Raw genomic sequence first — 14,078 nt, forward strand, 5'->3', positions numbered from 1 at the left:
GCCCGTGCCCGCCCTGCTCAAGTGCCTGGCCGCGTGCGCGGTCATCACGGCCGTGATGATGACGGTGGCGACGGTGACGCTCGCGGGCCTGGGCGCCTTTCCCACCTCGGAGCTCCGGCAGCATCTGTTCGTCGACGGTGGCATCGGCCTGGTGCTGAGCCTGCCCGCGGGGGTGTGCACGTTCGTGTATTCCCGAATGGCGGGCCGCATCCACGGGCGGGATGCGCGCGTGCGCGAGGCGGAGGCGCTGCGCGAGCGTGCCGAGTGGCTGGAGGCCGAGGCGCGCTTCGACTCGCTGTCCGCGCGCCTGCAGCCACACTTCCTCTTCAACACCCTCAATTCCATCGCCACGCTGGTGCGCGAGGACCCGCGCGCCGCGGAGGCCATGGTGGAGCGACTGGCGTCCGTGCTGCGCTCCTCGCTGGATGCGGGGGCGGGGCGCCATGTCCCGCTGCTGCGCGAGCTGGACCTGGTGTCCGACTATCTGGAACTCGAGCGGGTGCGACTGGGCGCGCGGCTGCGCTGCTCGCTCGACGTGCAGCCGGGCCTCGAAAGGTTCGCGGTGCCTCCCTTCGCGGTGCAGACGCTGGTGGAGAACGCCGTGAAGTACGCCGTGTCCCCGAGGCGCGAGGGTGGCGAGGTCCGGGTGTCGGTGCGCGCGGATGCCTGCCGCGTGTACCTGGAGGTGCGGGACGACGGCCCTGGTATCGAAGGGCCGCCGCCTCCAGGGCACGGGCTCGACATGCTGACGCGGCGACTGGTGTCCTCCTACGGGGCGGAGGACGCGGGCCTGTCCATTGCGCGGGGCGAGGGCGGTGTCGGCGCGTGCGTGCGGGTGTGGCTTCCACGCACGGAGGCCGCATGAGTGCACCAGGGCTCCTTCGCGCCGTGCTGGTGGATGACGAGCCGCTCGCGCTGCGGCGCCTCGCTCGCATGCTCGAGGAAACGGGGCGTGTGACGGTGGTGTCCACGTACACCGACCCGGTGGAGGCCGCGGAGGCACTGCGCGCCGAGCCCCCGGACGCCCTCTTCGTGGATGTATCGATGCCGGGCATGAGCGGCTTCGAGCTGGTGCGGGCGCTCCCCATGCCGCCGCCCGTGGTGTTCACCACCGCCTTCGACACGTACGCGCTGCAGGCCTTCGAGGTGAGTTCCGTGGACTATCTGCTCAAGCCGGTGGACGCGCGAGGCCTCACGCGTGCGCTGGACAAGCTCGCGCGCATGCACCCCATGCTCGCGCAGGAGCGGCTGCGTGCGCTGGAAGCGGCACTCCAGCCCCCCACGCCGCTGTCGCGGCTCACCTCCAGGACGGGCACCCGCGTGCGTGTGGTGGAACTCGCGGACGCCACGCACCTGTATGCCGAGGACCGGCTCGTCTACGTGGCGCGTGCCGGGCGCACCGATGTGGTGGACATGTCGCTCGCGGAGCTCGAACGCCGACTCGACCCGACGCGCTGGCTGCGCATCCACCGCGCCACGCTCGTCCATCTCGATGCGATTGTGGAGGTCCTGGGGGGCTACGGCGACGCGCGTGTGCACCTGAAGGACGGGACGGTGCTCTCCGTGGCGCGCGACCGGCTGCGCGAACTCCGTGAGCGGTTGGGTGGCACCCGGAGTCCCGCTGGCCGTCCATGAGGCAGCAAGCCCTGGAGGGGCACTCCAGTGCGCGAGACCGGCCCTGGGGCATCCCCCAGCGCGCCGGTGAGGGGACACCAAACGGTGATTGAGCCGCACTTCGGTTCCGTGCGAGCGGTCAGGTACGCAGGACCGCGACCGCTTCGACTTCGAAGAGCATCCCGTCCAGCGCCTCGAATACGTCCCGTAGGAGCCACCGCTTTCAAGGTAACGGCGGAGACGCCCCGAGAAGGGGGGCCGCGTCCGCGGCGCAGAACGCTACTCAGCAAGCCGGAGCGCGGCGCGCACACCCGACTCGAGTATGGCGTCTGATTCAGCGGGGGCCGGGGTTGCGCGTGCGAGCTGCAACGTGCCGACCAGGAGCCCGAAGAATGCGGCGGCGTCCGCGCGACTCGCCTTCTTGCCACGTTGTATCCAGAGGCATCTGGCGATGTCATCGAGGCTGGGCTCAAGATGGGACGTGAGTGCGACGCGTGTCGCGCGAGCCTGCCGCGCTATCTCTGGCGCCAGCGCCGCGACGGGGCAGCCCCCCTCCGGCGCATCGCGGTGCTCGGGGCTCAGGTAGGCGCGAACCGCAGTCTCCACGTCGCCATCGCGAAGCGCGCGAACGAGCACTTCATGCCGGGCCTGAAGCGACCGGGCCAGGGCCTCTCGGACCAGCGCCCCCTTCGACTTGAAGTGTGTGTAGAACGTGCCGACGGTCAGGTCGGCCTCCGCCATGACCTTCGCGAGCCCCACGGCGTCGATGCCGAGCTTTTGAAAGAGGCGCGTCGCCGCTTCCAGGATTCGCTCGCGAGTCACTTCGTTGTGTTCTGGGGCGTATCGCATCGGCACCTTCGAACTCGAGCAGCCTTCCCGGCGCGGAGGGTAACGAGCATCGCGGCGGCGGGCCCGAGGACCTGACAGGCATCAATGCAGCGCGAGTCAGCGCGGGGCTTCTCTCATGCTGGACTCATGCGCAAACGGCTTCGAGGTCTCAGTCCGCGACGCGAATCACCACCTTGCCGACAGCCCGGCCCGACTCCACGTAGGAGATCGCCTCGGTCGCGGCTTCCAGCGGAAACGTCTTGTCCACGACCGGTTGGAGCACCCCTTGTTCGACCATCGCGCCAATCTTCTCCAACTGCTCGCCGCTCGCCCGCATGAACAAGTACTCGAAGCGCGCGTTCTTTTCCCTGGCGAGGCGATCAACCTTGCGGTTCAGCAGCCCGAGGAGCCACACGAGTGGCAGGCTGAGGCCCCATGCGCGTGCAAACCTGCCGTCGGGGCGCCCGCCCACGGTCACCACCACGCCGCCCGATTTCACGGCCTTGAACGAGCGGAGCAGTGTCTCACCCCCCTGCGTGTCGAAGATGACGTCCTGGTCTTTGACCACCTCTTCGAAACGGGTGGTCTTGTAATCAATCACCCGCGCCGCGCCGAGCGACTTCACGAGCGCGTGGTTCTTGGGGCTCGCGGTGGTCGTAATCTCAGCGCCAAGGTGTTTGCCGAGTTGAATCGCGAAGGTTCCGACACCGCCCGAGCCCGCGTGGATGAGCACCTTCTGCCCCGCTTGCACGTTGGCGATATCGATCAGCGCCTGCCAGGAAGTGAGCCCCACCAGCGGCAGCGATGCTGCTTGGACATAGTCGATGCGAGCCGGTTTCGCCGCCGCCGCGCTCTCGCGGACCAAGGCATATTCAGCGAAGGCGCCGATGCGATCCTTGTCGAGCCTCGCGTAGATCGCATCGCCCTCCTTGAACCTGGTGACGCCGGGCCCGACCGAGACGATGTCACCGGCGAGGTCGTTGCCGAGGATCAGGGGAAACGAATAGTGGAGGAGCACCTTCACGGCGCCGTCGCGCATCTTGAAGTCGAGCGGATTGACGCTGGCGGCGCGCACACGCACCAGCAACTCGCCTGGGCCCGGCGCGGGGCGCTGCAGGTCCATGAGCTCCATCGGAGCCTTGTAGCGGCGGATTGCAAGGGCCTTCATGGGTTCCTCCCCGGCGTCGAGGGCTTGTCGCTTGCCGCAACCAGGACGACGTCGGCAACCCCGACAGCGGTTTCGATGGATGGTGCGCTCACTACGTCGAGGGAGTGCATGTCGAACACCCGCCCGCCCGCGGACGTGGCCTCGCTGAGGCCCGACACGGCGTCCGTAACGAGTGCCATCGAGCTGTTCATGACGCCCTTCCGCTCAGGGACTCACTCTTCATGGCAGTATGCGTATACTGCCATGAAGAGCGACGCAAGGGATGCGCGTCGAGTTCCCGCTGTGCGGGCTCGTGCCCCTCTTTCATGGAGCCGCGATGCGGTTCCGCGCGAGCGCTCAGGCCATCGACCGCTTCGACTCCGGGGAGTTCAGTGGACCGCGGGCTGCTCCGCGGCGGGTGCCTCGTCGGAGGGTGCCGCGACGGCGAGCCTCTCGTGTTTGTCTCGGGCGCGCTCCAGTGCCTGGTCGATGCTGAAGCTCGCGGGGCGCTGACGGGGCGGGAACCGCTCGAAGGTCTTCAGGAACTCGCCGACAATCTCTTGCGCGGGAACCAGGGCGAACCCGCGCTCGGCGAACCAGCGGTCGTAGTACATGGAGGCGTCGGTGTCGGCCCGTTCGAAGGGGTCGCTCCGGAGGTTGAAGAGCTTCGGGATGCGCAGCTCCGCGAGCGGCTCTCGCCAGACGCTCAAACCGTGGGCTCGCTGCTCCATGAAGACAACCTTCCAGGCGCCAACGCGCAGCGCCATCAGGTCCCCGTCGTCGCTCCAGTAGAAGAAGCCGCGACGCGGGTTCTCCTTCACCTCGCCCTTGAGGAAGGGCAGCAGGTTGTAGCCGTCGATATGGACGTTGAACGTCTTGCCGCCAGCCGTGTGGCCGCGCTCCAGCTTCTTGACGATGTCGCCCTCGCCAGCCGCCGCGAGCAGCGTGGGCAGCAGGTCGGTGTGCGAGAACATCTCGTTCGACACGGTCCCCGGCTCGATGACCCCCGGCCAGCGGATGACGCAGGGGACTCGCCAGCCACCTTCCCAGTTGGTGTCCTTCTCGCCGCGGAACGGGGTGCTGCCGCCATCCGGCCAGCTCATCACCTCCGCGCCGTTGTCGGTCGAATAGATGACGAGGGTGTCGTCAGCGATGCCGAGCTGGTCCAGCTTGTCGAGCAGCCTGCCGACGTGCCCGTCATGCTCCACCATGCCATCCGGGTAGAGCCCCAACCCGGTGACGCCCTGGGACTCCTTCTTCAGGTGCGTGAAGACGTGCATGCGCGTGGAGTTGAACCAGATGAAGAAGGGCTTGTCGTCCGCATGGGCCCGGTCAATGAAGCCCAGCGTGGCTTCCACGAACTCCTCGTCCACCGTCTCCATGCGCTTCTTCGTCAGCGGCCCCGTGTCCTCGATGCGCTGAGTGCCGTCGGGGTTGGCGAAGCAGTGCAGCACGCCGCGCGGCCCGTAGCGCTGACGGAAGCCCGGGTCCTTGGGGTAGTCCGAGTTCTCCGGCTCCTCCTCCGCGTTGAGGTGGTAGAGGTTGCCGAAGAACTCGTCGAAGCCGTGCATCGTGGGCAGGTACTCGTCGCGGTCGCCCAGGTGGTTCTTGCCGAACTGGCCGGTGGCGTAGCCCTGCGGCTTGAGGAGGTCCGCGATGGTCGGGTCCTCGGCCTGGAGCCCCAGCTTCGCGCCGGGCAGCCCCACCTTGGTGAGGCCCGTGCGAATGGGGGACTGACCGGTGATGAAGGCCGCGCGGCCCGCCGTACAGCTCTGCTGTCCATACCAGTCGGTGAAGCGCGCGCCCTCCTTCGCGATGCGGTCGATGTTCGGGGTGCGGTAGCCCATCGCCCCTTGGTGGTAGCAACTGGGATTGAACCACCCGATGTCGTCTCCCCAGATGACGAGAATGTTCGGTTTCTTCTTCTTCTTCATGACGTCTCCCCCGCGCCGTGGGCGACTGGCTCCTGGACGTCATGAAGGTGAGGGGGCAGGGGGAGGAGGCAAAGCTGGTGACGGTCAGATGCTCGCTGTGGCTGCTCCCCTCGGGGCTCCGCATGGCCCTGCGTTCGTTCATGTCGTCGACACTTCAGCGTAGCGCCGCGGGGCAGGTCGCGGGCTCGAGGTAGAAGGCTTCCCACGAGCCACCGTCGGTGGGATTGCAGATGCCCCCGTTGCCGCCATTGCCACTCTGGATGGGAGCGCCCGTGGTGACTTCCTTCCAGTTGCGCGCGGTGCCTGTCGACGCCTCGAAGCCATATCGATTGCGGCCGCCGTGGATGCCGCAGTCGTGGCGAGTGAACGGCTCTGCCGTGGTGAGCGTGGCGCTGGCGGTGAGCTGGTCCGTGACCACCGCCAGGAACGCGCCGCTGGCTCCCTTGAGCTTGTATTTCGCGCCGCTCGTGACGAGTTCGAAGACTTCGCCACTGGCCTGCGTCGTGCCGAGGGCGGCCACCTTTCCAGCGCCGTCGACGGTGAGCCACTTGTCGCTGCGCTCGCTCTGGATGCGGAAGCAACCCGCGCCGCCGCTGGTCTCGGTGCGGCACGCCGCATCGCAGCCATCGCCCGACTGGGTGTTGCCGTCGTCGCATTGCTCACCGCTCTCGACGGTGCCGTTGCCGCACACGGGTCCGCTGCTGCCATCCGGGCAGGTCACCGGTTCCAGGTAGAAGCCCTCCCAGGCGCCGCCATCGCCCGCGTTGCAGGCGCCGCCATTGCCGCCGTCACCGCTCTGGATGGGCCCGTCCGGCGTGGTCTCCTTCCAATGGGGCGCGCTCCCCGCCGAGGCCTGGAAGCCGACACGATTGCGCCCGCCATAGCCGCAGGGGAGCTGCGTGAACGACTCTCCGCTGGAGAAGTTGGCGCTCATCGCGAGCTGGTTCGTCACCACCGCCAGGAACGCGTCGCCCGAGCCCTTGAGCTTGTACCGGGTGCCGGTTGGAACGAGCTGGAAGATCTGCCCGCCTGCTTGCGTCGCGCTGCCGGCGACGACCTTGCCGGCGGTGTCGACGATGAGCCACTTGTCGGAGCGCTCGCTTTGAATCTGGTAGCAGCTCCCGCCCGAGGTCTCGACGAACGTGGCCGTGTAGGTGGCGGCGCTCCCAGGCGTGGTGAAGGTGTGTGATTGCGCGCCGCCGTCCGACCATGACGAGAACGCCCAGAATCGTCCGTTCGCGTACTGCGGCGAGTCCACGCCCACCGAGCGGACGACGCCGACCACGCCGGTCGTGGCGTGCGGCGCCGCGAACGGCCGCCCGTCCATCAGCACCTGCAGCCCCCCTGGCACGCTGGTCACCTGGAGCGGCACCGTGACGGGGTGGACGTCGCGATACGTCGTGTGGGTGAGGCCAATCGAGTCGCGCACCGTGAGCCGCAGGCGATACCAGACGTTGGCGGAGCTCTCGCCGATGCTGGGGATGGGCCAGCTCCCGCTCGCGATGCCGGTCGTATCGGCCATGGCGGGATGCGTGTGGGTATCGTGATGGAAGGTGATGTTCCAGGTCATCGCGCTCGGCGGCAGCGCGCCATCCTCCAGGTCGCTCGCCGAGCCGGAGAACACCATGGGGGTGGCCGCGATATAGGTCGCGCCCGCGGCCGGAGTCGCGATGGTGGCCACCGGCGGCTTGTTGGACGTCACCGTCAGCACCGCCTCGGCGCTGGTGATTGAACCGAGCCCGTTGGTCACGACCACCCGGAAGCGCGCGCCGCTGTCGGCGAGCTGCGCGGCGTTCAGCACGTAGCTCGTCGAGGTCGCGCCGGCGATGTTCCCGCCGTTGCGCTGCCACTGATAGGTGAGAGGTGGCTCGCCGCTCGCGGACACAGTGAAGGTCGCCGGACCGCCGACCGAGACCAAAGTGCTCTCCGGTGGCTGCGCGATGCTCGGCGGCAGCGAAGCCGTGTAGGCGATGCGACCCACCTGGCCCGTGCCGCGCGCCAGATAGTAGAGCGCGCCGTCGGGCCCGACATCGAGGTCCACGGGCCCCGAGACGGCCGTCGCGAACAGCGAATTCGCGCCGGTGTTCGGGTCGATGCGCGATATCCAATTGTTGGTGTAGTCCGCGAAGAAGTATTGGCCGACGTACGCGCTGGGGAACGCGGAAACCGGTGGGTTGTAGAAGGCTCCGCCCGCGATGCAGTTGCCCGAGGCCGTGCCGGAGCCATGCGGGTACGCGAAGAACGGCTGTGTGAGCCCCGGGCGGTTGGTGAAATAGCCTTCCGTCATCGGCCAGCCATAGTTGGCACCGGCCTGACCGCGGTTGATTTCTTCCCAGCCGCCTTCGCCCACGTCGTTGATGAACAGCGTCCCGGTGCCGGGCTGGACGTCGAAGGTGAAGGGATTGCGCAGCCCCATCGCCCAGGTCGCCTTGGCGAGCCCGGTGGCCGTCGCATAGAACGGATTGTCCGTGGGAATGCTCCCGTCCGAGTTGAACCGCAGCAGCTTTCCAAGCGGCGTGTTCAGGCTCTGCGAGTTGGAGGAGACCGCGTTTTCGCCGACCGAAACGTAGAGCTTGCCGTCGAGTCCGAAGCGAACCGCCCCGCCGTTGTGGTTGGCGGCGTCGAGCGTCGGAAGGTCGGCGAGCACCAGCTCACTTCCGGCAACCGCCACATTGCCGTTGGCGGTGAAGCGGCTGACGCGATTGTGAATGCTGCCGGCGACCGACGTGTAATAGACATACAGGTAATGGTTGTTTTCGAAGTTGGGGTCGAACGCGACGCCCATCAGTCCCCGCTCGTTGCCGGTGTCCACGGCGAGCGTCAGGAACGGAGTCGCCAGGAGCTGGCCGTTCTGGACGATGCGCAGCGAGCCGTTCTTCTCCGAGACGAACAGGCGCCCGTCGGGCGCGAAGGTCATGGTGGTGGGCCCCTGGAGGCCACTGACGAAGACGGAGTCGGCGAAGTTGGCGTCTTGAATGACCGCGCCCGCGCGAGCGCTCGCCAGCTCTGAGGGCTCCGGCGTCGACGGCATCGAGCAGCCCACGACGAGGGAGAAGACCGCCCACACGACGAAGAGCGGCCTGGGGCACCACGCTCCTACACTCGTTCTCACCTGTGATGGCATCGCGACCTCTCCCGGTTGAACAGCCTCACGCGGCCCCTGGGGCTGCGCGAACGTTGATGGTGCTGTCCTGATTTACATTGAAAGACTGTTTGCCGGGAGTGGCATGGGGCCCAGAGCGACTGACAGGCATAAAGTTCGAGGGTAGGTGAACGGGCGGAGGTGCGGGTGCGCCGCTTCCATTCATGTCAGGGAATGAATTGGGGGGCTGGCGCCAACGGGCTGCCTGACGAATCGACGACGACCGATTCCAGGCTGCCGATGATGCGGATGCCCTCCGTACCTCCAGCCGGGCAGTTTTCACCGCGGCTGAACATGAAGATGCTCGCGCCTCCGAACCCAGCCCCTGCTTCATTGACGTCCACGGTCGAGACGCCCGAGTACGCTTCCAGGCCGCTGTCGGTATATGCCTTCACGAACACCTGATGCTGCCGCCCCACGGGGACATCCATGATGGCCCCCTGAATGGCGTCGTTCACCACCTCGATGGGCACGGGGGCGATGTTGCGAACCGGCCCCATCACGGATGCAGTCGCCGTCACGACGCCGCAGGGGTCTGTCGCCAGGGGGACATGCACCTGGATGGCGTACTGGGTTGCCTTCGCATCCTTTTCGGCGCCCGGCTCGTCACCACAGGCCCCCAGCAGCGCACAGCTTCCTCCCAGCAGCATGCTCCACATGGCTCGCGTCATATTCCCTCTCAAGTCGAGCATTGCCTCGCGCTCGGCTGGACATGCTAACCCACCATGCTGTTCGAAACGGCGACTGCCCTTGCCGCCGCGCGAGCCGCGGTGCTGAACGCACCCGCGGGGTGCTCACTTGCCCTGGAAGGGCTTGAGGAGCTGTGCCCGATAGCCCACAGGGAAGTCCGGTTCCTTGGCGATGCCGAGGTCGTCCGAGGAGAACCGCCGCTCGGGTGTGTAGAACCACGTGCCCAACAGGGTGTCCCAGAGATGGGTGAACAGTCCGAAGTTGACGTCGCCGACGCCTCCCCACTTGAGGTGGTGGAAGCGGTGTCCCGCATTGAGGGCCAGCACGTACTTCAGCCGCCCCACCGTGTAATCCGCGTTCGAGTGCTGCATCAGGAGCTGCACGACCGTGAGTGCGGCGAGCGCTGTCGCGACGCTCGAAGGAAGCCCGATGAGCAGCAGTGGCGCCACGCCCACCGTCAGCTCCAATGCCTGGTGGAGCGGATGCTTCATCAGCCCGTTGAAGCCGTAGAAGCGCTTCACGGAGTGATGCACGGCGTGGAATCTCCAGAGCGCCGGCACGCGGTGGCTCAGCCAGTGCGTCAAGGTGACGCCGAAGTCGAAGACGAGCACGGCGAAGAGGACCTGGAGGACGAACGGCCACGCATGAGGCCACGCGTCGTGCAGACGCACCCAGCCTGAAAGAAAGGGCAGCGCGAGCACGGCCAGGACATTGGAGGCTTCGTTGACGAGGAAGTGGAGGAGGTCTCGACCGACGTCTCCATGAGAACGATTCCAGTCGGGCTCGTAGGGGATGGCGCGCTCCGCCAGGAAGGAGGCTCCAATGGCTGCCAGGAGGAGGCCGCCAAGCCACGCCTTCGAGGCACCGCCGTGGGCCAGGGCCAGGGCCGCGCCATTGACACCCAGGAGCATGAAGAGCGGGTAGCCCACGCGGAGCGCCTGGCGCGCCGGGGATGTTGAAGAGGCTTCGAGGGGAGTTGTCAGCATGGGAGGAGGGTGGCATCGCCGCACCTCCGCTGACTTGGAAGAACTGGCTACTTGATGGGCGCGAGCGGCTCGCTCACCCACCCGATGCCCCGCGCGATCTCCGAGGGGGCCAGTCCGAACATGCGGTGGAATGTGTTGCTGAGGTGTGAGCTGTCCGTGAAGCCCGCGACGTGGGCTGCCTGCGTGAGGGTGGCGCCGCCTTGGAAGGCTTCGGTGGCCCGGCGGAGGCGAAGCCAGAGGATGTAGGGACGCAACGGGATGCCCACGCTGGTGGAGAAGAGATGTCCCAACCGGCTGGCGGACAGTCCTACCTCCCGTGCAAGCGCGCTCTGGCTCACATCGCCCGCCTCGATGCGGCTCGGGAGAAGTTCAATGAGGCGCTTGATGGCCGGGTGTACCGGACCGGGAGAGGTCTCCTCGCCCACGAGCTGAGCCAGCAGCGCCTCCACGAGTCGCGTCCAGTCTTCCGCGCGCACCGACTCGGTGGGGAGGGGGACGCGAAGCAGTGGCGTCCCCGTCTGAATCCACGCCGCGGAGGACTCGCCCACCTCGAGCCGCCGCAACCCGCGACCTCTCCGGTCGTCCGGGTCCACGAAGACGAGCAACGCACGCGCTGTCCCTCGCTCGATGCGATGGGGGGTGTCCGGAGGAATGACGGCCACCTGTCCCTCCGTGCGGCACCCCTGCGCATCCACGAGTGGGAGCGGTTCTTCGGTGGCGCGGATGAGCTGGAACGCGTGATGCGCATGCTCCTGGGTGGGGCCAATGGTTCCCCAGTACGCCAGCCATCGCGGGCCTACCATCGCATGGCCGAGCCATCTCTTCTCTCGCGGCACGCCCGTCTTCTACCAGGACTGGAGCTCCGCGTTCCTCCCTGGCCAGGGAATGGAGTGCGCCACGACATCTGCTGTCCCAAGGACGCGCCCCGGCTCTATGACGTGGATGGCATCCCCCTGGACGAGTCTGGCCCGCTCCTCATGAGCCACCAGCTCTTCCTCCTCCGCCGCTACCGCGACGGGTTCGTGCAGTACGAGCCTGGGAGGGAGCTCGACATCCCGCTGTCCTTCACGACCCTTCCCAAGCCGCCCGGCTATGACACCTGGGACCTCACGAAACCTCCGCCACGGAGCATCTGTAGATGACGCTCCAGGTGGCGGTCTCCTCGTGGTGGGCGCGCGGCGCCACCAGCAGGTGACGGACTCCTGCTCGCCGAGGGGGTGGGGCTACTTCCCCTGCTGCTTTCGCTCCAGCTCCTCGCGGAGGCGATCCTCCTGCGCGCGCAGCTCGGGCGTGAACTCCTGTCCGAAGTCCTCCGCCTCGAACACCGGACGAATCTCGAGCACGCCCTCCTCACCCGGCATCGGGTTCGGGCAGCGGCGCGCCCACTCGACCGCCTCCTCCATCGACCGCACCTGCCACAGCCAGTAGCCGGCAATCAGCTCCTTGGTCTCGGTGAAGGGGCCATCGACGACGCTTGGCTTCTTGCCGTCCTGGAAGACCAGCCGCTTGCCCTTGCTGCTGGGGTGGAGGCCTTCGCCGGCGAGCATGATTCCCGCCTTCACCAGTTCCTCGTTGTACTGGCCCATCGCCGCGAGCATCTCTTCCTTCGGCATGATGCCCTTCTCGGAATTCGGGCTCGCCTTCACGACCACCATCACGCGCATGTTCGTCTCCTGGTTCGAAGGCAGGAGTGTTCCCGCCCTTCAACCTGGCGACGAGTCTCCGCGCGGCAGATCGACATGGCCCACGATTTTTTCGAAAGCCATGTGATTCCAAATGGTTGCGGGTGAGTCGCGCGTCCCGGTCCTTGACGCGTCCTCGGCCTCCTCAGGATGCAGCGACCGGAATCTGGGAAGGCCCCGCCTCGTACATCGACTCAATCAACGCCGCGTATTTCCGTGCGACGGCGTGGCGCTTGACCTTCAGCGACGCCGTGAGCTCGTCACCGTCCACCGTGAACGGACCGGGCGACACGCGGAACGTCTTGATGCGCTCGAAGGACGCCAGGTTCGAGTTCGTCTCCGCGACCAGGGTCTGCAGGACGCTGGTGATTCGCGGGTGCGTGGGGTCCGCCGGAATGCCCTCGCGTCGAGCCACCACGGCGAGGATCTCCGTGTCGAGCGCGAACAAGGCCGTACAGTAATTCCGCCCCTCACCCATGACGACGGCCTCCTGGACGAGCGGGTTTCGCTTGAGCTGGGCCTCGATTTTCAGCGGCGCGACGTATTTGCCACCGCTCGTCTTGATCAGCTCCTTCTTCCGCCCGGTAATCCGAACGAAGCCCTCCGCATCGATGGAGCCGAGATCTCCCGTCCGGAACCACCCTTCATCATCGAAGGCATCACCCGTTGCATCCGGACGATTCAAGTACCCCCGGGAGATGTTCGGCCCGCGAGCCAGGAGCTCACCATCCGACCCCAGCTTGAGCTCGCATCGCTTGAACGGCCTTCCAACGGTCCCTGGACGCACGTCCTCCTTGCGATTGACCGTCAACCCAGGGCACGTCTCCGTCAGTCCGTAGGCTTCCAGGACGGTCAGCCCCAGGGAGAGAAAGAACATCTGCACATCGACGCGAAGCGCGGCGGCTCCCGAGAGGAGAACGGAGGCGTTGTCCAACCCCAGCCGTGCGCGCAGCTTCGCCAACACGAGGCGTTCCGCCAATCTCCGCTGAGCCGCGAGCAACACCGGCAGCGGCTTGCCGGCGGCGCCCTGGGTCGCGACTTGATGACCCACGCGCAGGGCCCATTCCAGAAGCCATCGTCGCAGGCCGTGCTCGCTCTCGATGGCGCTGGTGACCTTCGCCATCATCTTCTCGAAGACACGGGGCGCCGCCGGGAAGAACCCCGGGCGCGCGGCGACAAGGTCCGCTGCCAGCGTGGGCACCGACGACATGACCAGCGGCGCGCCGAAGAACGGACCCGCGAACTCCACCATGCGTCCGAAGGAGTGCGCGGCGGGGAGGAATAGAAACAAGCCGTGCTTGAGCACGTTGTCATCCAACAGCCCCGCGTCCGCGACGTCTTCGAGCATCGCCAACATGTTGTCGTGGGTTTGAATCACCGCCTTCGGGGCTCCGGTGGTTCCCGAGGTATAGGTGAAGGTCGCGACGTGCTCGCGTCGAATCAGCGACGCTCGTCGGCGCATCTCACCCTCCAGCGCCGCGCGTCGGGCGCGACCCCGGGCCTCCAGGCTCTCCAGGCTCTCCCAATCATCCGCGGGAGCAAGCCCGGCCGGATGGAGGACCACCACCTTCGCTCGGGCACCGAGTTCGTCCGGCGAGTAGCGCCTGTCGAAGAACGTGAAGCCCTTGCGAAAGGCTCGCACCTTGTCGAGCTGACTCCCGTCGTCCACGACGATGAGCTGTGCCGCGGTGTCCACGTGCATGTAGCCCACCTCTTCGGGCAACAGGCTCGCGTAGACGGGCACCGTCTTGAGACCGACGCTCAGGGCGGCGAAGTCGACGAGACACGACTCCATCGTGGTGTTTCCGACGATGGTGATGCACGCGCCATCATCCACCTGACCGGCGCTCAACAACCCCGCCGCGATGGCTTCGATGCGCGCTGGCAACTCCGACCAGGGGACGTCGACATAGGCCTCGCCCCGGCGTACACGGAATGCGACGCACTGCGGCGACGTTCGCGCCCGGTCGAGAATCATCTGGGAGAGGGACGGGTGTTCGTGGGCCATGAGGCCACCTCTGTTCGAACGAAGAGTCATCGGGACGGGCGGGGTAG

Annotated in this window: 13 protein-coding genes; 3 read left to right on the forward strand and 10 right to left on the reverse strand. The window is 67.0% G+C overall.

Translation table 11 applies throughout. From position 1 onward, the window contains the following. Positions 1-865: sensor histidine kinase (locus tag HR086_RS36725; RefSeq protein WP_174467961.1), on the forward strand; the 865-nt coding region annotated here is incomplete at its 5' end. Beyond that, the gene (locus HR086_RS36730; RefSeq protein WP_141647690.1) at positions 862-1,635 is read left to right on the forward strand and encodes a LytTR family DNA-binding domain-containing protein; all 774 of its coding nucleotides are present in this window, start codon (positions 862-864) and stop codon (positions 1,633-1,635) included. The genes HR086_RS36725 and HR086_RS36730, both read left to right, overlap by 4 nt. A 258-nt stretch (positions 1,636-1,893) precedes the next feature. Here the strand turns inward: HR086_RS36730 and HR086_RS36735 are convergent, their stop codons facing one another. The 8 genes from HR086_RS36735 to HR086_RS36770 form a co-directional block, all read right to left on the reverse strand. Further along, on the reverse strand, positions 1,894-2,463 hold the full coding sequence (locus HR086_RS36735) for a TetR/AcrR family transcriptional regulator (protein ID WP_174464113.1): 570 nt from the start codon (positions 2,461-2,463) through the stop codon (positions 1,894-1,896). Positions 2,464-2,611: 148 nt separating this feature from the next. After that, positions 2,612-3,610 carry an NADP-dependent oxidoreductase gene (locus tag HR086_RS36740; protein ID WP_174464112.1) on the reverse strand — a complete coding sequence of 333 codons (999 nt, stop codon included), beginning with the start codon at positions 3,608-3,610 and terminating at the stop codon, positions 2,612-2,614. Further along, positions 3,607-3,801, reverse strand: coding sequence for a hypothetical protein (locus tag HR086_RS36745; protein ID WP_174464111.1), 195 nt, complete (start codon positions 3,799-3,801; stop codon positions 3,607-3,609). Before HR086_RS36745 ends, HR086_RS36740 begins: the two co-directional genes overlap by 4 nt. A gap of 177 nt (positions 3,802-3,978) precedes the next feature. Further along, positions 3,979-5,523, reverse strand: a complete 1,545-nt coding sequence (locus HR086_RS36750; protein WP_174467962.1) for an arylsulfatase — start codon at positions 5,521-5,523, stop codon at positions 3,979-3,981. A gap of 154 nt (positions 5,524-5,677) precedes the next feature. Next, positions 5,678-8,635, reverse strand: coding sequence for a PQQ-dependent sugar dehydrogenase (locus tag HR086_RS36755; protein WP_373564402.1), 2,958 nt, complete (start codon positions 8,633-8,635; stop codon positions 5,678-5,680). A gap of 197 nt (positions 8,636-8,832) precedes the next feature. Next, positions 8,833-9,336 carry a hypothetical protein gene (locus HR086_RS36760; protein WP_174467964.1) on the reverse strand — a complete coding sequence of 168 codons (504 nt, stop codon included), beginning with the start codon at positions 9,334-9,336 and terminating at the stop codon, positions 8,833-8,835. Between the two features lie 123 nt (positions 9,337-9,459). Beyond that, positions 9,460-10,341 (reverse strand): sterol desaturase family protein, encoded by an 882-nt coding sequence (locus tag HR086_RS36765; protein ID WP_141647685.1) that lies wholly within the window; start codon positions 10,339-10,341, stop codon positions 9,460-9,462. A 47-nt stretch (positions 10,342-10,388) separates the two neighbouring features. Further along, positions 10,389-11,144, reverse strand: coding sequence for a helix-turn-helix domain-containing protein (locus tag HR086_RS36770; RefSeq protein ID WP_174467965.1), 756 nt, complete (start codon positions 11,142-11,144; stop codon positions 10,389-10,391). A gap of 87 nt (positions 11,145-11,231) precedes the next feature. Between HR086_RS36770 and HR086_RS36775 the strand changes: the two genes are divergently transcribed. Next, positions 11,232-11,483 (forward strand): hypothetical protein, encoded by a 252-nt coding sequence (locus HR086_RS36775; RefSeq protein WP_174464106.1) that lies wholly within the window; start codon positions 11,232-11,234, stop codon positions 11,481-11,483. 81 nt (positions 11,484-11,564) lie between these two features. On the opposite strand, the gene HR086_RS36780 is transcribed toward HR086_RS36775, so the two are convergent. Continuing rightward, positions 11,565-12,005, reverse strand: a complete 441-nt coding sequence (locus tag HR086_RS36780; protein WP_141647681.1) for a YciI family protein — start codon at positions 12,003-12,005, stop codon at positions 11,565-11,567. 163 nt (positions 12,006-12,168) lie between these two features. After that, entirely contained in the window at positions 12,169-14,031 is a 1,863-nt protein-coding gene (locus HR086_RS36785) for a long-chain fatty acid--CoA ligase (RefSeq protein ID WP_174467966.1), read from the reverse strand. Between the last annotated feature and the right edge of the window lie 47 nt (positions 14,032-14,078).

Origin of the sequence: Myxococcus sp. CA039A, assembly GCF_013336645.1 — a bacterium.
Classification (GTDB): domain Bacteria; phylum Myxococcota; class Myxococcia; order Myxococcales; family Myxococcaceae; genus Myxococcus; species Myxococcus llanfairpwllgwyngyllgogerychwyrndrobwllllantysiliogogogochensis.